Raw genomic sequence first — 20,531 nt, forward strand, 5'->3', positions numbered from 1 at the left:
AATTTTAGAAAGGAAATCAAAGATGGCTGCTAAAGACGTTAAATTTGGTAATGACGCACGAGTTAAGATGCTAGAAGGTGTAAACGTTCTGGCTGACGCAGTGAAAGTAACACTGGGTCCTAAAGGTCGTAACGTAGTTCTAGATAAATCTTTCGGTGCTCCAACCATCACTAAAGACGGTGTATCTGTAGCGCGTGAAATTGAGCTGGAAGACAAGTTCCAGAACATGGGCGCGCAAATGGTTAAAGAAGTAGCGTCTAAAGCAAACGACGCTGCGGGTGACGGTACAACAACAGCAACCGTACTAGCGCAAGCAATCGTAAATGAAGGTCTAAAAGCAGTTGCAGCGGGTATGAACCCAATGGATCTTAAGCGCGGTATCGACAAAGCTGTTGCAGCGGCAGTAGAGCAACTAAAAGAGCTTTCTGTTGAGTGTAACGACACCAAAGCAATCGCACAGGTTGGTACTATCTCTGCGAACTCTGACGCAAGCGTAGGTAACATCATTGCTGAAGCAATGGAACGCGTTGGCCGCGACGGTGTTATCACTGTTGAAGAAGGTCAGGCTCTACAAGACGAGCTAGACGTAGTAGAAGGTATGCAGTTCGACCGCGGTTACCTATCTCCTTACTTCATCAACAACCAAGAAGCGGGCAGCGTTGAGCTAGAAAACCCATTCATCCTTCTAGTTGATAAGAAGATCTCAAACATTCGTGAGCTTCTACCAACTCTAGAAGCAGTAGCAAAAGCATCTCGTCCACTGCTAATCATCGCAGAAGACGTAGAAGGCGAAGCTCTAGCGACATTGGTTGTGAACAACATGCGTGGCATCGTGAAAGTTGCTGCGGTTAAAGCGCCTGGTTTTGGTGATCGTCGTAAAGCAATGCTACAAGACATCGCTATCCTAACTGGCGGTACTGTGATTTCTGAAGAAATCGGTCTAGAACTAGAAAAAGTAACGCTTGAAGATCTAGGTCAGGCTAAGCGCGTAAGCATCACGAAAGAAAACTCAACCATCATCGATGGTGCGGGTGAAGAAGCGATGATCCAAGGCCGCGTTGCTCAAATTCGTCAACAAATCGAAGACGCAACTTCAGACTACGACAAAGAGAAACTACAAGAGCGTGTTGCTAAACTGGCTGGCGGTGTTGCAGTAATCAAAGTTGGTGCAGCGACTGAAGTTGAAATGAAAGAGAAAAAAGACCGCGTAGAAGACGCGCTACACGCGACTCGCGCAGCGGTTGAAGAAGGCGTAGTTGCTGGTGGTGGTGTTGCACTAATCCGCGCTGCATCTAAGATTGTTGACCTAGAAGGCGACAACGAAGAACAAAACGTTGGTATCCGCGTTGCGCTACGTGCAATGGAAGCACCAATCCGTCAAATCACGAAGAACGCAGGTGACGAAGACTCTGTTGTTGCGAACAACGTGAAAGCGGGTGAAGGTTCTTACGGCTACAACGCAGCAACAGGCGAATACGGCGACATGCTAGAGATGGGTATCCTAGACCCAACTAAAGTAACTCGTAGCGCTCTACAATTTGCAGCGTCTGTCGCTGGTCTCATGATCACAACAGAAGCGATGGTAACTGACCTACCACAAAAAGAAAGCGCAGGCATGCCTGACATGGGTGGTATGGGCGGTATGGGTGGCATGGGCATGATGTAATCATCCCGCGCTATTCCAAGCCGAGTAGAACAAAAAGCCGAGGTGTGAACCTCGGCTTTTTTGCGTCTGGTGTTTGCCCACTGTGCATTTTTCAGGGCAGGTAAAAGAAGATGTGAATTGTGAGGGATGCGTTCCGGCAGCGTCAGTGGAAAAACAGAAAAATAACTGAGATGAATTTTTTTCTAGGATAGTCAGATTGTTAAATATGACCTATTGCTAACACTTTTTGTGTCCGAATAGCGCAAAATCTGAACATTACACTATGTTGTAAATTACTGCTTACCATCATGGAGATAAAAATGAAAAAGCTTATGACGTCATTGGCTGTTGCAGCCACTATCGCATCACCTGTTGCTCTTGCGAATAGCACCCCTGTGATGTTTTCAACGATCGACCATACTAACGCTCCATCAAACTCTGCTGTTGGTGGTGTTCGTTTGGCGGTACTGCATGGCCAAGTAAACGAAGTAAAAGGCGTCGACTTCTCAGTTCTAGGTATGTCTGAAACTGACCGTACTACGGGTGTGAACTTCGGTCTGTTCTTTGGGGCAGCGAAAGTAAACCAAGAAATGAAAGGTGCATCACTGGGTTTGGTTAACTGGAACCAAGGCCAAACAACCGGTGTGAACTTTGGTGCGGTAAACATCACGAACAACGTGAAAGGCCTAAACTGGAGTGCGGTGAACTACTCAGAAGGTTACACCATGGCAGATGTTGGTCTGGCGAGTATTTCTAAAAAGTCTAACTTCCAACTTGGCTTCTTCAACATGACAGACCAAATCGATGGCGTGCAAATTGGTCTGTTGAACTGTGCGGATAACGGCTTCTTCAAATGTTTCCCTATCATCAACTTCGCTAAATAATCTTAGCAAAAGCCAGATACCAAAAAGCCCGCGATGTTCGCGGGCTTTTTTATTGGAAAATTGAAACAGGCCAACCATTCTCTTATTTGATCAAGCGAGAGGAGGTTTTGCGCTGCTGAATTTTTTGATGAACACCGCGACGTAACGCCTTGATACGGTTTTCGGCTTTATCCACGCCAAGCAGAACGCTCAACGCAAGCAAGGTAATCACGACCGATTGCATTAAGTAACCGAGGCCGATCATCAAACCGAGCCCTGCCAGTACCCAAATGACGGCTGCCGAAGTGACGCCATGGATTTTGCCATCCAGCGTCATCATCACGCCTGCACCCAAGAAGCCGACGCCAGTAATTATCTGACCAAGCACACGAGCTTGGTCGAGCGTGTTTGGTGATAATGACACTGCCATCGACATAAACAGGTAGGTGCCTGAAATAATGAGAATTGCTGTGCGAATACCTACTGGTTTACCACGGGTTTGGCGTTCTATGCCAATCATTAACCCATTGATGGCACAGCAAAATAGGGCAGGCCAACTGAATGGGCCAAGATCGAAAATTTGTTCGAATGTTGTATGCATCTTGACCTCCAAAGCAGCGGAGTATGCATAGACTTATCCTGCAAAGCGAACAAAAAGGATCGTTCGTGTCGACAAATTTACATTGAACATCTGCTTCTGGTTTGGAGCGCGACGATGAGCCAAATGGAGAGCAAAAACGATCAAATTGGCGATGATCTTATTTTATCGTTTTGGTGGAATGACTGTTATTAAACAACAGGCATAAAAAAGGCCAGTATGAGACTGGCCTTGGTGACTATTGCACTTGCCGTTTAACGGTAAACGCGAGGGTTAGTTGCGCCCCAGATAGTGTAGTGCTCAGGCAGAATACGACCGCTTTTCTCTTCGGTTTCTTCTGCTGTGATTTCTTCAAAGCCTTGGCGACCAAATACAACTACTTCATCGTTTGCCTGAACACCAATGATGTCAGTGACATCAACCATAGTAGTGTTCATTGACGCTTTACCCATTACGCGAGCACGCTGACCGTTGATCAGAACGTCAGCTTTGTTGCTTAGTGAACGGGCGAAACCGTCTGAGTAGCCGATAGGCAGGTTAGCCAGGATAGAGTCACGCTCTAAAACTTTAGTGCTGCCGTAGCCGATTGTGCTGCCTGCAGGGAAGAAGTGCAGTGATGCTACGCGTGTTTTGAAAGACACGATGCGCTCGTAAGGTAGGGTTGCAGGGTAATCACCGTACAGCATGCCGCCAGGACGAACCATATCCAGATGTGCTTCAGGCAGATTTAGCGTGATGTAAGAGTTAGCCACGTGCAGTGTGATGTCTTTACGTTTCAGACCTGCGCTGTCCATTAGCCACTTTGTTTCTACTTTGAAACGGTCAACCTTGCGGCGGATTTCATCAAGACCTTCATTCGGGAAGTGGGTCATCATACCTACGATTTTTAGGTTAGGATCGCTTGCGATTTCCACACCCTCAACCTGACCTTCATACGTTGTCAGATCCAGACCATTACGACCCATGCCTGAAGTATTCAGAGCAAGGTGAACAGGAATAACGGTATTGTAGTTGTATGCAATCTCGATGATTTGATCCGCCTGCATCTTAGTGCCAATCAGCTCTTCGATTTCGTACTGTACGCCGTTTTCAATTTCGTTGCGGCTAGCCGCACGGACACGCATGATCTTGCCTTCGAAGCCATGCTCACGCACTACGCGAGCTTCTTCATTACTGGTGATACCTACACATGCAACGTTGTTCGCGATGATGCTAGGCATCAGGCCTGCGATACCGTTACCGTACGCGTCAGCCTTCATGATGGCACAGATCTGAGTGTTGCCCTTTAGATCCTTCTGAAGCAACTGAATATTATTTGAAAATGCCTGAGTATCAATTTCCAGCCAAGCGTTGCTCGCCTGAACGCGCTCTTCGCGCTCGCTGTCATCAAAATCAACTAGCAGAGGAGCGGCATGTGCGGCTGTTTGGCCCATCAGAGCCAGTGCAGTTAGGCTAAGTTTCAGTTTCAAAGGATATCTCCTGTTATGAGTTTTTTCTTCTTGTTGGTTGAAGTTAAAGTGTAAATAGATGCACAACGTCGCGTAGCGCAGTAGCCTTGCGTTTCCGCTCTTCAACCCCTTGTTGTGCGTCCTTAGTAGATAATCGGTTTTCTTCGGCACTGTTGCTCAGTGCGGCAAGATTGAATGATAAGTGTTCGCAGGAAAAGATCTCTCTTTGACCGATTCAATCCTCTCTTCCATGCTTTGGTAACGGTTGAGATTTCGCTGCGTAAACCGTTAAGTGAGGCGTTGGCCTGGTCGACAGAATGCTTGGTTACGTCCCGAATCATCGGTTTCAGCTAGGTAATGGTTGCCGCAATACTTTCTGATGGACTGGTTAACTTTCCGCAGGGCTGCCTTAAAGGCGATGAAGGCATTTACCATTGCGTAGACTTCACGTTTACTGGCTACCGTTCTTAACGTCTTTCATCTTCAGTTTGGTTGAATATGGATGTCGTAAACTCGACCATTTTTCATTACAATAGTGTGATTTTCATTCCATATTTTGTGTCGCAAACAATCTAGGCGGCAGAGACTACATGAGACTTAAATGTTTTAGAACGGTTTGGTGTCTTTTTTATTGAGTTTTCTGAAAATAAACAAAAATCAGAGAGAAATCGTAAGATTTTGCGTCTCGACTGACACAAAATCTCATGATTTGTAGGGGTTATAGATGGTTATGCAAGGTGTAGGTCGAGCGGCGTTTTGCTTTTTCGGCCGCCGATTTCACGGGTGAGGGTCGGGCTCAGGTAGCCAGAGACGTTTTCTAATAAGCCTGCCATTAGTTGTCGGGCTCGTTCGTCATCGACCATAAAGTGGGCCGCTCCCTGGACTTTGTCTAGCACGTGCAAGTAATACGGCAGGATCCCAGCATCGAACAGGGCCTCGCTGAGCTGGCTCAGGGCATCAACGGAATCATTAACGCCTCTTAGTAAAACTCCCTGATTTAGCAGGGTGACATTGGCTTCTTTTAGTTTTTTCATTGCCTGGCGCAGTTCATCGTTAATCTCATTAGCATGGTTGATGTGCGTAACAAGGATAATTTGCAAGCGTGACGCTTTTAGCAACTGACACAGCTCATCTGTGATTCGAGCTGGGATCACTACAGGCAAACGGCTGTGAATGCGCAGACGTTTGATGTGCGGAATCTTAGCAATGTGTTCCAGCAGCCAATGAATCTCATCGTCTTTTGCCATTAATGGATCACCGCCAGAGAAAATCACCTCATTGAGCTCTGGTTTTTCCGCCATGTATTCGATGCACTGGCTCCAAGCTTGTTTGCCGCTCTTGTTCTCTTGATATGGGAAGTGACGACGGAAGCAATAACGGCAATTCACCGCACAGCCGCCTTTGACGATCATCAGCACTCGGTTTTTGTATTTATGCAGCAATCCCGGGATCGCATTGTCCTGTTCGTCAAGAGGATCATTGGAATAGCCTGCATGCACTTCAAACTCGTCACTCAAGGGTAAAACCTGACGCAAAAGAGGGTCTTTAGGATTGCCTTTTTCCATCCTATCGACAAAACTTTGCGGTACACGCTGTGCAAACAGCTTGCGTGCGGCAAACCCGTCTTGCCACGGTGAGGGATCTATTTCCAGTATTTCGAGCAATTTTGCAGGATCAGAGATCCCATTCGCCAACTGTTTGAGCCAGTTTTGCTCAACAGAATCGACTTTTCGGGTTATTATGTGCGGCATTGGAATTTAGCTCTAAGAATGTAAGAGGAAAAAATGGCTACAGTTAGCACCAATGAATTTAAAGGCGGTCTTAAGTTAATGCTTGATAATGAGCCTTGTGTAATTCTGGAAAACGAATACGTTAAACCAGGTAAAGGCCAAGCGTTCAACCGCGTGAAAATTCGTAAACTTCTTTCTGGTAAAGTGCTAGAGAAAACATTCAAGTCTGGTGACACTTGTGAAGTGGCAGACGTAATGGATATCGACCTAGATTATCTATATTCAGACGGCGAATTCTACCACTTTATGAACAATGAAACGTTCGAACAGATCGCAGCTGACGCGAAAGCGGTAGGTGAAAACGCTAAGTGGTTGGTAGAAAACAACACTTGTATGATCACTCTTTGGAACGGTAACCCAATTACCGTTACTCCACCAAACTTCGTTGAGCTAGAAGTTACAGATACTGATCCAGGTCTGAAAGGTGATACTCAAGGTACTGGTGGTAAACCAGCTACACTAGCAACTGGCGCTGTTGTTCGTGTTCCACTATTCATCGCAATTGGCGAAGTGATCAAAGTTGACACTCGTACTGGTGAATACGTAGGTCGTGTGAAGTAATTAATACTTCTCTGAGAAAGGTCGCTTCGGCGGCCTTTTTTATTGCCCGCAATTTCCCTTTTCTACTGCTTTTCAGCGAAATACGAAGCTCACCGCATATTCTTATCTATTTTGTATTATTCGTAAAAATCGCATTAATTTCATGAATCTTTCGATTATTTCTTAATGTAACAATTTGATACATTAACACATGTTGTCAGCGAGTTGCATAGCAGCTTGATTTTCATCGATTTAACTCAATGACAACCGAAATAATAAGGAGAAAAACATGGAAAGCAGAAGCTTAGGACAAGGCTTAAAAGTAGAAGAACGACGTCAGTTGCTTCATCGCGGGATAAAAACGGCATTGATTGGTGTGCCTTTACTGGCTGTAGGCTTAACGATCAACAGTTCGGTTTTGATGACAGATGCTGGCTATAGTTATGTGCATCAAAACAACATCACTGGTGAGTTGGATGTGTTTACTGAACCTGGTATTCATTTCCGGATGCCATTTCTATCCAAAATCACTAAGTACGATCAAGTGATCACAGTGTCTTTTGGTAACAGCAAGGGTGAAGACTTTTACCAACGTCTTGATTCGGTTCAAGTTCGTTTCGCTGATACCTATATTGGCCAAATACCAGTGACGTTCCGCTTTAAATTGAGTAACGATCCAGAAGCTCTAAAAAAGATGCATCGTGAGTTTCGCAATAACAACAACTTGATCGACGCACTGCTTGTGAAAAATGCGCGTAACGTGACAGTGATTACCGCCACGCAATACACCGGAGAAGAGTTTTTCCAAGGTGGTTTGAACCAGTTCAAATCGAAACTTGGCGATCAGTTGCGAGAGGGGATTTATCTTACAGAGCGACGTCAGGTTGAAGTGGAAGAACTAGACCTTGCGCCTGTTGGGGCGAATCAGGCTAACGCGAACCAATTGCAACGTACCAATCAGCTGGTTTGGAAAACGGTGCCAGTCGTAGACAAAACCGGGCAACCGATTCGTCAGGATAACCCGTTGCAACAATACGGTATTCAGGTAACGCAGGTAACCATTGGTGATCCACAACCAGAGAAACAGCTCGACCAATTGCTGGCGGATAAAAAGCGTTTAGTGGCAGATCGCATTCGTGCGATTCAGGAACAAGAAACGTCGAAAGCACAGGCGGAAACGGAGCAGCTACGGAAAGAAATTCAACGTACTCGTGAAGTGCAAGATGCACAGCGTCAGAAAGAGTTGGCGATTATTTCACAGCAAAAAGAGGTCGAGGTTGCGCGCCAAATCGCGGAACGTGAAATCGTCGAAGTGGAAAAGACCAAACGACTTGCAGAAGTTGAGAAAGAGAAAGAGTTGGCAATTGCCGAGGCTAACTTAGCGATTCAAAAAGCGAACGCACTTTCCGCAGAGTTTGAAGCGAAAGCGATATTAGCGAAAGGTCGCGCAGAATCTGAAGTCCTAAAAGGTAAGTATGCGGCGTTAGGAGCAAACCGTGAAGTTTACTTGGCGGAATTGAATCGAGACGTAGCGAACTCGTTGTACAACAACTTGCAAAACTTCCAAGTTCAGATGCCACAAAACTACATCGGTGGAAGTGACGAAACGGGCTTGAAAACGAACTTAGATGTGATTACTGGCTTTGGTGCTCTGGGTCTTATGGACCAAACAAAGAAGGTCACACAGCAATAAGATCATGGGTGGTCAAAAGCTTAAAAAGCAAAAAGATCATTGGTAACCCAAAGCAATAAAAAAGCTGGCATTGAGCCAGCTTTTTCTTTTGGGTCAGTCTCTTAAATCATGAAGATAAAGATAACTGCTAGTGCAGTGATTAAGCCTGCAAATGCGTAACATGCTACTTTACCAATCACACCAGTGTGGAATTTAAGGTCGTGCATGCCGTGGTGTACACGGTGCATTGCATGCCACATTGGCAATGCTAGCGTGCCAATGATGAATAGCGCACCGATGATGCTGGTTGCGAATGCAGAGACACGCTCGTAGCTCATCGCTTCTGCGTCAATCACGCCTAGTGGTACCAAGATACCTAGCACAAGAACAGTGATTGGCGTCAGCATCGCGAACCAAGTACCGCCCGCACCAAACAGACCCCACCAGATTGGCTCATCAGAACGTTTTGGTGATGTGTTTACACTATAATTCGGTTTCATTGCTCAGCTCCTTACACCACGATGAGAACGATCAGTGAGATGAACGCAACAGCGGCCCACTGAGTCAATACGATGATTTTCTTGTCCACTGGTTTGCCTTTCAAACGAATTGGCATTACTTGTGGCATCATGCTGAAGAAAGTTTGAGCGTGAAATAGGCTACCTAGCAGTGCAACGATGTTGATTGCGACTACGATTGGGTTCGCCATGAACGCTAACCAACCTTGCCAAGCTTCAGGACCTTTCACCAAGCAACCTAAACCGAAAGTTAGGAACAGAGTGAATAGGATCAAAGGAAGCACAGTCGCTTCACGTAGCATGTAGAAGCGGTAGAAAGGATGGTTCTTCCACCAAGTGCGTTTTACTTCACGAACGTAAGGTTTACGGTTGCTCATCCTTATGCCTCCTGAGGTTTCAACATAGCAATCACGAAGTCCATAGAAGACTCCACTTTGCCTTGGTTTACTGCCGCTGCTGGGTCAACGTTCTTTGGACAAACTTCAGAACAGTAACCAACAAACGTACAACCCCAAGCACCGTTTTCACCGTTGATAAGCTTCATGCGCTCATCTTTACCGTTGTCACGGCTGTCTAGGTTGTAGCGGTGCGCTAGCGTTAGTGCCGCAGGACCGATGAACTCTGGGTTTAGACCAAACTGAGGACATGCTGCGTAGCAAAGACCACAGTTGATACAGCCAGCGAACTGCTTGTATTTCGCCATCTGTTCTGGCGTTTGCAAGTTCGTACCGTCTTCTGGTTTACGGTCGTTACCAATGATGTATGGTTTGATTGCTTCAAGACGTTCGATAAACGGTGTCATATCAACAATCAAGTCTTTCTCGATTGGGAAGTTTGCTAGAGGCTCGATAGTCACGCCGTCTGGGTAGTCACGTAGGAAGCTCTTACAAGCAAGTTTCGGTACGTTGTTCACCATGATGCCGCAAGAACCACAGATCGCCATACGGCAAGACCAACGGTAAGACAGATCTTTGTCTAGGTGATCTTTGATGTAGCCAAGTGCGTCAAGCACAGACATGGTTTCATCGAATGGTACTTCGAATGTTTGCTTGTATGGTTCTGCATCTTTTTCTGGGTCGTAACGCAGGATGTCTACTTTTTGAATGCGATTTGCTGACATTATGCTTGCTCCTCTGCGTTCTTCTCTTCAGCCGCTGCTTTTTCTGCTGCTTCACCGTATAGACGAGCTTTTGGTTGTGACTTAGTGATGGTCACATTGCTGTAATCGATACTTGGCGCTGAATCTGGTTTGTAGAAAGCAAGTGAGTGTTTTAGGAAGTTCACGTCATCACGCTCTGTACAACCGTCGTCTAGACGTTGGTGCGCGCCGCGAGATTCTTTACGTAGAATCGCAGAGTGAACCATCGCTTCAGCGACTTCTAGGCCGTAACCCACTTCGATTGCATATAGAAGGTCTGTGTTGAACACTTTACCTTTGTCTTTGATGCTGATGCGTTTGTAGCGTTCTTTCAACTCAGTGATTTTGTCGATAGTCGCTTGCATCAAATCTTCTTGGCGATAGATACCACAGCCCGCTTCCATGGTGTGACCCATTTCTGTGCGGATCTCTGCCCAGTTTTCGTCGCCTTCTTGGTTCATCAGTTTCGCGATGCGTTCTTCAACCGCTTTTACTTGCGCGTCAATTGCCGCGTCGTTCCAGCCTTTGAATTCTGCCGCACGTTTCACTGCGTTTTCACCAGCTACGCGGCCAAATACCACGAATTCAGCCAGTGAGTTAGAACCTAGACGGTTTGCACCGTGAAGACCAACAGACGCACATTCACCAACCGCGAATAGGCCTTTAATGCGAGTTTCACAACCGCCGTCTGTTTCAATACCACCCATGGTGTAGTGAACGGTTGGACGAATTGGAATCGGCTCTTTTGCAGGGTCCACGTTTACGTAAGCTTTTGCTAGCTCACAGATGAACGGTAGACGCTCTTGTAGGTACTCTTCACCAAGGTGGCGAAGGTCTAGGTGCACCACGTCACCCAGTGGGTGTTTGATGGTGTTGCCTTTCTGTTGTTCGTGCCAGAAAGCTTGAGAAACTTTGTCACGAGGACCCAGTTCCATGTATTTGTTCTTTGGTTGGCCAACTGGAGTTTCAGGGCCCATGCCGTAATCTTGTAGGTAACGGTAGCCGTTCTTGTTAACGATGATACCGCCTTCACCACGACAACCTTCCGTCATCAGGATACCTGTGCCAGGAAGACCTGTTGGGTGGTATTGAACGAATTCCATATCACGTAGAGGAACGCCGTGACGGTAAGCCATTGCCATACCATCGCCCGTTACGATACCGCCATTGGTGTTACAGTGGTAAACACGACCCGCGCCACCTGTTGCTAAAACAACAGATTTTGCTTTGATAGTAACAAGCTCGCCTTCAGACATGTGAATAGCAATCAGACCTTGAACTTCGCCTTCATCAACAAGCAGATCCAACACAAAGTACTCATCAAAACGTTTGATGTTGCTGTACTTCATTGATGTCTGGAATAGCGTATGAAGCATGTGGAAGCCAGTTTTGTCTGCAGCGAACCAAGTACGTTCAACCTTCATACCACCAAAGCGGCGTACGTTGACTTCACCGTTCTCTTTACGACTCCATGGGCAACCCCATTGCTCCATTTGGATCATTTCGCGAGTCGCGTTCTCTACAAAGTATTCAACAACATCCTGTTCACATAGCCAGTCACCACCGCCAACAGTGTCGTTGAAGTGGTTGTCTAAGCTATCTTCATCCTTGATAACTGCTGCTGAGCCACCCTCTGCAGCGACCGTGTGGGAGCGCATTGGATAAACTTTAGAAATCAGAGCGACTTCTAAGTCAGGGTTTGCTTCAGCCGCTGCAATAGCAGTACGAAGACCAGCGCCGCCTGCGCCGATGACTGCGATATCTGTGGTGATAATTTGCACAGTTATCCTCCAGTGTGTGATTGCGGAAATCCGCTTGTTATTGTGATTGCGAGGCGCTCTTTTAAAAGAACTCCCCAAAAGTAGTAGGGTTAGTGTAGATGAGCCACATGGCAGAAAAATTGATGTAATTGGGTTTTTGCTTCGGTAATGCACTTAAGGGCATAGAATTTATAGGTTATGTGACTGCTATCACGGCACGAAACATTTGAAACTCAAACGTCATATCCATGAATGTTAAATGAGTGTTGCCCGACATTACTGTCATTGATAATAGGTTTTATTTCGAATGTTTTTTGTACTGCAGCACGAGTAATGCTTGCTTCAAATTTAAACAATGTGGCGGGAAAATAGAGAAGGGAAATTCCCCTCTCGTCGAACCGTGAAAAGCATGTAGAATGGGGTTTTTACGCGCTAAATTAGAGTTTTGAGAGACTTATTATGCAAACCAACTGGCAACCTACCGCTTCCATTGAGCAACTTCGTCAACGTGCGACGTTAATCGCCGCCATTCGTCAATTCTTTGCCGAGCGACAGGTGATGGAAGTGGACACGCCAGCGATGAGCCACGCGACCGTGACTGACATTCATTTGCATACTTTTCAAACCGAGTTTGTTGGCCCTGGTTACGCTGATGGCAGTAAGCTGTTCTTTATGACCAGTCCAGAATTCCATATGAAGCGCCTTTTAGCAGCGGGCAGTGGTTGTATTTATCAAATCAATAAAGCGTTTCGTAACGAAGAAAATGGTCGATACCACAACCCCGAGTTTACGATGTTGGAGTGGTATCGCGTTGGCTTTGACCATCATAAATTGATGGATGAAATGGATGACCTGTTGCAACTGGTATTGAAGTGTGGCGCAGCGCAGCGCATGACGTATCAACAAGCCTTCATTGATGTGTTGGGTGTGTGTCCATTAGAAGGCTCGATGACGGAGCTGAAAGCGGCGGCAAGCAAGCTGGGCTTGAGTGACATTGCTGAGCCAGAAGAAGATCGCGATACGTTGCTGCAACTGTTATTTAGCGTGGGAGTAGAAAACAAAATTGGTCAGGATGTGCCGGCTTTTGTGTACGACTTCCCTGCGTCACAGGCGGCGCTCGCAAAAATCAATCCTCAAGATCATCGCGTCGCGGATCGTTTTGAAGTGTACTTTAAGGGGATAGAGCTGGCGAACGGATTCCATGAACTGGACAACCCGAAAGAGCAATTAGCGCGCTTTGAACAAGATAACGCAAAGCGTATCGAAATGGGTTTAAAACCGCAGCCGATCGATTATCATCTGATTTCTGCACTGGAAGCAGGATTGCCAGACTGTGCAGGGGTTGCGCTGGGTATCGATCGTTTGATCATGCTGGCGCTAGGCTGTGACCACATTGATCAAGTCACGGCCTTTCCATTTCCAATCGCATAAGGATATCCAATGAACTTGACGGCTGCACGTTTCGTCATCTTGAGCTACGCCATATTGATCGCTTTTTTATCTCTGAGTTCAGGTGAACTACAAGACTGGGGCAATATCGCGTACCTCGACAAAATGCAGCACGCCATGGCGTACAGCGGCTTTGCGTTTTTAGGTTGCTTTTGCGTGTGGCGTTGGCGTCAACGTTGGGCGGTGGCGATGGGTATTTTGCTATTTAGCGCCGTCATTGAGTGGCTACAAGGCTATGTCGGCAGACAAACCTCTTGGTTAGACCTTGTCGCCAACTCGACTGGCATCTTAACTGGTCTGTTATGTTACCGTATTTGGAGCCTCTATCGACCTAGGTTGGTGAAGTCGCTATACTCGATTCGTTAATGAAGAGGGAATACGATAACAATGAAAACGCGCGACAAAATCGTCTACGCGGCACTGGAGTTGTTCAACCAACATGGTGAGCGCAACATCACCACCAATCACATTGCCGATCACATCGAAATTAGCCCTGGTAATCTGTATTACCACTTCCGCAATAAGCAAGAAATCGTTCGTGAGATCTTTGCGCTTTATTCAGCAGAACTTTTAGAAAGATTTACCCCTATTCAAGGCTCACAAGAGAGCCTGACTATGCTGAAGAGCTACCTAGACTCTATTTTTACTTTGATGTGGAAATACCGCTTTTTCTACGCAAACCTACCAGAAATCTTGTCACGAGATGAACAGCTGCATGAGCAGTACATCGATGTGCAAGAGAAGCTGCAAGCCAACCTCATTGCGATTATGCAGGAGTTTGTTTCTTTGAAGCTGCTGGATGTGAATGAACAGCAGTTGAAATCACTGGTGTGCACGCTGCATTTGATCGCTTGTAGTTGGTTAGCTTACCAATCTGCAATGGCATCGAAAACCAGCATTACCGAGCAAATGGTGAAGCAGGGGATGCTGCAGATGCTGAATGTTGTGAAACCTGTCGCGACTGAACAAGGTTTGGAGCAACTACAGCTGTTGGAAGAAGCGGTCAGCACACTGCAGGGCTGATCGGTCACTTGCTTCAATATTTCGAGAGTCACTCTCATTTTCGAGTCGCGCCTTGAGTTGACTTGTCATACTTGCTACGCACAATAAGACGACTATCTCCCTCGATTAGTTCAAGGGATTGACTCTCGATAAAGGAACTATCGCTCAATGAATTACGACATCTTCAATGGTGATGCAGACGGCATCATCGCACTTCTACAACTGCGTTTGGCTGACCCTATCGATTCCCAATTAATTACCGGCGTAAAGCGCGATATTAAGCTGGTGGAAAAAGTGGACGTGCAAGCGGGTGATGAGCTGACTGTGTTAGACATTTCGATGGAAAAGAACATGGCTGGTTTAGAGCAAGCATTGGCTCAAGGCGCGCACGTGTTTTACGCCGATCACCACAAAGCTGGTGACATTCCTCAACACGGTAATTTGGACGCCCACATCGATCTTGACGCTAATATGTGTACCGCTTTGATTGTCGATAAGTTGCTGGAAGGACGCTTTCATACTTGGGCGATCACCGCTGCTTACGGTGATAACTTGATTGCTAAAGCGGATGCGCTGGCGGATCAAGCCGGACTTAATAACGAGCAAAAAGCGCAGTTAAAAGAGCTCGGTACATTAATCAACTACAACGGTTATGGCTCGAAAGTCGACGATCTTCATTTCCATCCTGCGGATTTATACCGAGCGTTGGTTCAATATATTTCGCCATTCGAAGTCATTGAAGATAAAGCCTCGCCTTACTATCAATTGCAATCGGCTTACCAACAAGACATGGATGCCGCGCAAGCGGTTCCAGCCACACATGAAAGCGACACATTGAAGTTGTTTGAGCTACCAAACACGGCCGCATCACGTCGAATCAGCGGTGTGTATGGCAACTGGCTGGCAAACCAAAATCCAGACTCTGCGCATGCGGTACTCACAGAAAACGCAGATGGTACTTACACAGTTTCACTCCGTGCACCATTGAACAATAAACAAGGTGCTGTTGCCGTGTGTGGGCAGTTCCCGACAGGTGGTGGGCGAGAGGCGGCTGCGGGTATTAATGCCTTACGCAAAGAAGATGTGAATGCATTTATTGATGCGGTCGAAACGTACTACGCATAGCATTTTCCAAAATATGAATACAACAAAGGAGCCGAGTGGCTCCTTTGTTTTTACTACAAGTAAATAAGTTAGATAATCAGCGCTTTAACCAAGATTTCGGGTTCTGTGCTTCACTATTACGGCGGATTTCGAAATACAGTGATGGTCGGTCCTGCCCGCCTGTATCTCCGGCGAGAGCTATCACTTCGCCCGCGGTGACTTTATCGCCTTCTTTTTTGGTTAACGCTTGATTGTAGCCGTAAAGCGTCATGTCACCTTTACCGTGATCAAGCAGCACCACTAAACCGTAACCTCTTAAATACTCTGCAAATACGACTGTGCCAGGGTAAACTGCTTTAACTTGTTGACCATAGTTAGCGGAAAGCACCATACCTTTCCAGTTTACTTGTCCGGTTTGACGCGTACCGAAGTTATGTAACACACTGCCTTTGAGTGGCCATGGTAGTTTGCCGCGCTGTTTGCCGAGCCCGTCCATTGGTACCGCATTTCGCTTGGCGGCTTTTGCAATCTCGGCTTTTAGACGGGTTTCATTGCGTTGTAGCTCAGCAAGGTAACGTTTGTCGTTTTTAATGCTGCTCTGAATTTTGTTCAGCGTTTGCTTACGATTCGACTGCGTACTGGCCAGTGCGGTACGCTTTTCTGATTGCTGCTTGAGCAGGGTTTCGATCTGCTCTTTCTCTAGCTCAAGTTGGTTTTTGTTGTGCGCCAACTCTTGAGTGGTTTTGGTGATGGCATCAATCACTTCGGCACGAGCCTTGGCTAAGTGCTGAAAGTATTGGCTAATGCGGTCTTCTTCTACGCCTTGATTCAATAAGTGCCCATTCGCTTTCGCTCGCTCGGTCACGTAATACGTTTGCAGCAACTGCTTGAGCTCTTCCTCTTGTGCTTGGCGCTGGGCTTCTTGCAAGGAGATTTTCTCTTCCAGTTTATTGATGTTCTTGTCTGCTTGAGCAAGGTCGGCTTTAGTTTGCTTGATTTCTCGCTCCAGCTTAGAAATGCCAAGCTCTTGGTCTTTGAGCGATTTTTGCAGCTCGTTAAGCTGTTTCTCTTGCGAGGTTAGCGCCTTCTTTTGGCGATTGATTTCGCTAGAAACGCCTTTGAGCTCTTGCTGACTTGCGGCGAAAGAAGAGAGGGGATAGGTGGCAGATAAAGCACAAGTTAATAAAATAGCCGAGCGGAGCACTGGGTGATTTTGTTTTCGCACTTGAGAGTTACCTACCACATTATTGTCAAAGGATCAGAAGACGGTTAAATGCCATCTCCATGGATAAAGCTTTGTGATTTACCGTTAAAGCCTTGATCCATATCGAGAGACGGTTTGTCTGTTTTTGGTCGACCGACGATTTTCGCGGGTACGCCCGCCACGGTTGTGTGCGGTGGCACCGCTTGCAATACTACGGAGCAAGAGCCGATTTTCGCCCCTTCGCCCACTTCGATATTACCAAGAATTTTGGCACCTGCACCAATCATCACGCCTTCACGGATTTTCGGGTGACGATCGCCGCACTCTTTACCTGTACCACCTAGGGTGACGTCTTGTAGGATCGACACATCGTTATCAACCACCGCTGTTTCACCGATCACGATGCCCGTCGCATGGTCGAGCATGATGCCGCTACCAATACGTGCTGCTGGGTGAATGTCTACCTGACACGCCACAGAAATTTGGTTTTGCAAATACGTCGCAAGGGCATGACGGCCTTGTTTCCACAACCAGTTTGCCACGCGATAGCCTTGCAGCGCGTGGTAACCTTTCAAATACAATAATGGCATTGAGTACATGGAAACAGCAGGGTCGCGGTTGACCGTCGCACAAATGTCACACGCAGCAAAATCCGTGATGGTAGGGTCTGCGGCAAATGCCTCTTCGACCACTTCACGAACGGCCATTGCTGGCATCGACGCCGTGTTTAATTTGTTGGCCAAAATGTAACTCAGTGCCGCACACAAACTTTCATGCTTGATGATGGTTGCGTGGTAAAAGCTCGCCAACATAGGCTCTTGCTCTGACATTTCACGGGCTTCTGAGACAATTTTGTTCCAGACTTTTTGTTTTTCGCAGTGTTTCATTCTCAATATCCTGAGTGGTTCTTCCGTGACCCGACAACTTCTATTCTTCTCAGATGAGGTGCGAAGGTGCGTAGAGTGCTACTTTCCTTCGGCTTTTTTGTCACGAGCAAGTAAATCTTGCGCTGCCAGGCGTGCATCTTTTCCTTGATACAATACTTGATAAATTTGGTCAACAATCGGCATCTCAACGCCCATGCGTTGGGAGAGCATCCATACTTCTTTCGTGTTGCGGTAGCCTTCTACGACTTGGCCAATTTCTTCTTGTGCCGTGTCAACGTTTTTACCTTGACCGAGAGCTAAACCAAAGCGGCGGTTACGTGACTGGTTGTCAGTACACGTAAGAACCAAGTCACCCAAACCAGCCATACCCATGAAGGTTTCTGGTTTAGCACCAAGTGCAGCGCCAAGGCGGCTCATTTCAGCCAAGCCACGGGTAATCAACGCAGTACGTGCGTTTGCACCAAAACCGATGCCGTCTGACATACCTGCGCCAATTGCGATAACGTTTTTCACTGCACCGCCAAGTTGCATGCCGATGAAGTCGTTGTTCGCGTACACGCGGAAGGTTTTGCTACAGTGGATTTTCTCTTGCAGATCCGCCACGAATTCCGCATCTGGAGAGGCAACGGAGATTGCAGTTGGTAGACCCATCGCGAGCTCTTTCGCGAACGTTGGACCAGATAGAACGGCCAGCGAGTAGTTCTCACCGATGATGTCGTATGCGACGTCTTTGAGCAGTCGGCCAGTTTCAGGTTCAAGACCTTTGGTTGCCCAACAGATACGCGAATCTTCGCGCAGGAACGGTTTGCAGCTGTTAAGCACGATGCCAAAGACATGGCTTGGAACCACAACTAACAAGTCACGGCTTGCTTGAACGGCTTTTTCTAAATCCGATTCAATAATCAAGCTTTCTGGGAAATCAACACCTGGTAAAAATGCGTGGTTCGCGCGATCCGCCTCTAAGCGAGCCATGTGCTCAGGCTCGTGTCCCCAAAGGACAACGTTCGCACCATTACGCGCGAGGGAGATCGCTAGAGAAGTACCGTATGAGCCTGCGCCAATTACAGTCATTGCGATGTCTTTACCGTAAGCATTGTTTGTATTTGCTTGTGTCATGCTACCGCCTAATTGTCTTTCTACTAGTAGAATCTAGTTCATAATCACCAGATTTTACGCTCTCTAGGGATTAGGAACTAGGAACTTTTGTCAGAAATAAAAAATGCACATTGCATCGGATGGTAGACGCTATGTGCATTTTCTTCGAGTCGGTGACGAAAGCGCTTATGGCTGTTCGTCACTTACAAAACGTGAATTACGCTTGAGCTTCGCCTTGTTGAGCTTGCTGTTGTAGGTAGTTCATGAATAGCGCGTCGAAGTTAACTGGCGCTAGGTTCAGTTGAGGGAACGTACCTTTAACAACTAGGCTTGAGATAGTTTCACGAGCGTAAGGGAATAGGATGTTCGGGCAGAATGCACCTAGGCAATGTGCTAGTTGACCAGCTTCCATTTGCTCAGCAGTGAAGATACCACCTTGTTGAACTTCACATAGGAACGCAGTTTCTTCTTCGTTCTTCACAGTCACAGTTAGACGTAGAACCACTTCGTAAACGCCTTCACCAAGCTCACGGCTTTGAGTGTCTAGGTCTAGTTTAACGTCTGGGTTCCATTCTTTTTGGAAGATTACTGGAGAGTTTGGCGCTTCGAAAGAAACGTCTTTTAGGAAGATGCGTTGAATTGCGAAGTTTTGTTGTGCTTCTTGAGGTGCTGCTTCAGCCATTTTTAAATCCTTAATAAACATTTGTTGAGTCTAGAAACGCCTAAACTCAGAAATTTGGTTTGTCCTGAGACTAACTGAGCAAATGTACCTTGACTAGATGAAGCGTGTATTACGTGCAAAGCGTCACAACTTAGGGCTTCAACTGCTTTCTATTTGCTCAGTTTTATATCCACGAGGCTTGGCAAAATCGCGTTTAAATGCGTACCTTAGTTTTTGCCACGTTCCTACTTTTTACCACGAACTAAAGGTAGGTTTGCTTCGTTCCATGCAATCAAACCATTCTTAAGTAGGCTAACTTTTTCAAAGCCCGCTTTTACTAGAAGGTTCGCGCTTTCTTGAGCGGTTTGGCCCGTCTTGCATACAACAATGATTGGGTCTGATTTATGGTTTTCAAGGCTACCCAAGTTACCAGCTTTGATGTCTGAAGGTAAAATGTGAAGTGAGTCGGTGATATGACCTTTTTTGAACTCATCTTTTGTGCGGATATCCACAACAACGCCGTTTTCACGGTTCATTAGGTGAGTCAGTTGGTTTACGTTGATTTCTTTGTATGCTGCCGTCGCTGACTTCACGATGTTCATGATAAATGCGACAAGAAGACCTACCCAAACCAAAGATAGAATCATGTTCTGTTGGAAAAATTCAATGTACTCTTGCATGTCTTGAGCTCTTACGCTGTTGGCGGAAAAATAAAGCAGGAGTATAGCGGGGTTAAGCCTCTTAGGCGAGAGGGTTAAAATTTTCTAACGAATAATTGAGATCTCTATAAACTCGCTACGTCCTTGTTGTCGCATCCCTTCTCCTATCCTTATTCATCACTTTTCCCTATCGAAGTAATCGGTCTAAGTGACTTCTGTTTTGCCAAGAAAAGAGAACAATAGAACCTATCCTCAGCCAGTTATGTTGAGCGCTCTAAAAGCAGACCGTTTTGACAGTTTTGTGGCAACGTTGAGAGGCGCGCCATCGAATGTTGGCTTGGGTGTACAAAGCGTATTGGGAATGACTATGCTTGTGGAACACGTTTGTTGGTGACGCTTGGTTGCTCGCTAACTTGTAAGATAGCAACATTAAATCGCAAACATTATTTGATCTTAACCTACAGTTTTGGTTAAAAAGTGTAGTAAAATTACGCTAGT

20 protein-coding genes are annotated in these 20,531 nt (G+C 46.5%); 8 read left to right on the plus strand and 12 right to left on the minus strand.

The window, feature by feature from the left end; translation table 11 throughout:
- Positions 1-22 precede the first annotated feature (22 nt).
- Together groL and NL646_RS19530 are read left to right on the plus strand one after the other, a co-directional pair.
- Complete coding sequence (gene groL, locus NL646_RS19525; protein WP_005482180.1) at positions 23-1,666, plus strand: chaperonin GroEL; 1,644 nt, start codon at positions 23-25, stop codon at positions 1,664-1,666.
- A 299-nt stretch (positions 1,667-1,965) separates the two neighbouring features.
- Positions 1,966-2,529 carry a hypothetical protein gene (locus tag NL646_RS19530; protein ID WP_005457036.1) on the plus strand — a complete coding sequence of 188 codons (564 nt, stop codon included), beginning with the start codon at positions 1,966-1,968 and terminating at the stop codon, positions 2,527-2,529.
- An 82-nt stretch (positions 2,530-2,611) separates the two neighbouring features.
- Here NL646_RS19530 and NL646_RS19535 read toward each other — a convergent pair whose 3' ends face one another.
- From NL646_RS19535 to epmB, 3 genes are all read right to left on the minus strand, one after another.
- Positions 2,612-3,109: an MgtC/SapB family protein gene (locus NL646_RS19535; protein ID WP_005482203.1), complete on the minus strand. Its 498-nt coding sequence runs from the start codon at positions 3,107-3,109 to the stop codon at positions 2,612-2,614.
- Positions 3,110-3,360: 251 nt separating this feature from the next.
- On the minus strand, positions 3,361-4,575 hold the full coding sequence (gene alr / locus NL646_RS19540) for an alanine racemase (protein WP_005496464.1): 1,215 nt from the start codon (positions 4,573-4,575) through the stop codon (positions 3,361-3,363).
- A 707-nt stretch (positions 4,576-5,282) separates the two neighbouring features.
- Positions 5,283-6,305 (minus strand): EF-P beta-lysylation protein EpmB, encoded by a 1,023-nt coding sequence (gene epmB, locus NL646_RS19545; protein WP_253664592.1) that lies wholly within the window; start codon positions 6,303-6,305, stop codon positions 5,283-5,285.
- Positions 6,306-6,338: 33 nt separating this feature from the next.
- Here epmB and efp point away from each other — a divergent pair, with 33 nt between their 5' ends.
- Both efp and NL646_RS19555 read left to right on the plus strand, forming a co-directional pair.
- Positions 6,339-6,905 (plus strand): elongation factor P, encoded by a 567-nt coding sequence (gene efp, locus NL646_RS19550; RefSeq protein ID WP_005456976.1) that lies wholly within the window; start codon positions 6,339-6,341, stop codon positions 6,903-6,905.
- 268 nt (positions 6,906-7,173) lie between these two features.
- Positions 7,174-8,577, plus strand: coding sequence for an SPFH domain-containing protein (locus NL646_RS19555; protein WP_025626800.1), 1,404 nt, complete (start codon positions 7,174-7,176; stop codon positions 8,575-8,577).
- Positions 8,578-8,678: 101 nt separating this feature from the next.
- Here NL646_RS19555 and frdD read toward each other — a convergent pair whose 3' ends face one another.
- From frdD to frdA, 4 genes are read right to left on the minus strand one after another with little or no spacing between them, the layout of a single operon-like run.
- Entirely contained in the window at positions 8,679-9,056 is a 378-nt protein-coding gene (gene frdD, locus NL646_RS19560) for a fumarate reductase subunit FrdD (protein ID WP_005456924.1), read from the minus strand.
- 11 nt (positions 9,057-9,067) lie between these two features.
- On the minus strand, positions 9,068-9,451 hold the full coding sequence (gene frdC / locus NL646_RS19565; protein ID WP_005381491.1) for a fumarate reductase subunit FrdC: 384 nt from the start codon (positions 9,449-9,451) through the stop codon (positions 9,068-9,070).
- Positions 9,452-9,453: 2 nt separating this feature from the next.
- Positions 9,454-10,194: a succinate dehydrogenase/fumarate reductase iron-sulfur subunit gene (locus tag NL646_RS19570; protein WP_005456956.1), complete on the minus strand. Its 741-nt coding sequence runs from the start codon at positions 10,192-10,194 to the stop codon at positions 9,454-9,456.
- Positions 10,194-11,993, minus strand: a complete 1,800-nt coding sequence (frdA, locus tag NL646_RS19575) for a fumarate reductase (quinol) flavoprotein subunit (RefSeq protein ID WP_005496469.1) — start codon at positions 11,991-11,993, stop codon at positions 10,194-10,196. The genes NL646_RS19570 and frdA overlap by 1 nt, the downstream gene beginning before the upstream one ends.
- 438 nt (positions 11,994-12,431) lie before the next feature.
- Here frdA and epmA point away from each other — a divergent pair, with 438 nt between their 5' ends.
- The 4 genes from epmA to NL646_RS19595 all read left to right on the plus strand — a co-directional run bounded on the left by epmA (position 12,432) and on the right by NL646_RS19595 (position 15,548).
- Entirely contained in the window at positions 12,432-13,403 is a 972-nt protein-coding gene (gene epmA / locus NL646_RS19580; protein WP_005456968.1) for an elongation factor P--(R)-beta-lysine ligase, read from the plus strand.
- A 9-nt stretch (positions 13,404-13,412) separates the two neighbouring features.
- Positions 13,413-13,787, plus strand: coding sequence for a VanZ family protein (locus NL646_RS19585; RefSeq protein WP_005456934.1), 375 nt, complete (start codon positions 13,413-13,415; stop codon positions 13,785-13,787).
- Positions 13,788-13,808: 21 nt separating this feature from the next.
- Entirely contained in the window at positions 13,809-14,444 is a 636-nt protein-coding gene (locus tag NL646_RS19590; protein WP_005456944.1) for a TetR/AcrR family transcriptional regulator, read from the plus strand.
- Between the two features lie 147 nt (positions 14,445-14,591).
- Positions 14,592-15,548 carry an acetyltransferase gene (locus NL646_RS19595; RefSeq protein ID WP_020839787.1) on the plus strand — a complete coding sequence of 319 codons (957 nt, stop codon included), beginning with the start codon at positions 14,592-14,594 and terminating at the stop codon, positions 15,546-15,548.
- Positions 15,549-15,624: 76 nt separating this feature from the next.
- Here NL646_RS19595 and NL646_RS19600 read toward each other — a convergent pair whose 3' ends face one another.
- The 5 genes from NL646_RS19600 to NL646_RS19620 form a co-directional block, all read right to left on the minus strand.
- Positions 15,625-16,770: a murein hydrolase activator EnvC gene (locus NL646_RS19600; RefSeq protein ID WP_005456946.1), complete on the minus strand. Its 1,146-nt coding sequence runs from the start codon at positions 16,768-16,770 to the stop codon at positions 15,625-15,627.
- Positions 16,771-16,796: 26 nt separating this feature from the next.
- A complete protein-coding gene (gene cysE, locus NL646_RS19605; RefSeq protein ID WP_005496472.1) occupies positions 16,797-17,618 on the minus strand; it encodes a serine O-acetyltransferase in 822 nt (273 codons plus the stop codon).
- 78 nt (positions 17,619-17,696) lie between these two features.
- Positions 17,697-18,734, minus strand: coding sequence for an NAD(P)H-dependent glycerol-3-phosphate dehydrogenase (gpsA, locus tag NL646_RS19610; protein WP_025525116.1), 1,038 nt, complete (start codon positions 18,732-18,734; stop codon positions 17,697-17,699).
- 196 nt (positions 18,735-18,930) lie between these two features.
- Positions 18,931-19,395 carry a protein-export chaperone SecB gene (gene secB / locus NL646_RS19615; protein WP_005456911.1) on the minus strand — a complete coding sequence of 155 codons (465 nt, stop codon included), beginning with the start codon at positions 19,393-19,395 and terminating at the stop codon, positions 18,931-18,933.
- 224 nt (positions 19,396-19,619) lie between these two features.
- Complete coding sequence (locus NL646_RS19620; protein WP_005381472.1) at positions 19,620-20,054, minus strand: rhodanese-like domain-containing protein; 435 nt, start codon at positions 20,052-20,054, stop codon at positions 19,620-19,622.
- Between the last annotated feature and the right edge of the window lie 477 nt (positions 20,055-20,531).

The organism is Vibrio sp. Y20_XG_PY13, from assembly GCF_024181925.1.
GTDB classification, from domain to species: domain Bacteria; phylum Pseudomonadota; class Gammaproteobacteria; order Enterobacterales; family Vibrionaceae; genus Vibrio; species Vibrio parahaemolyticus.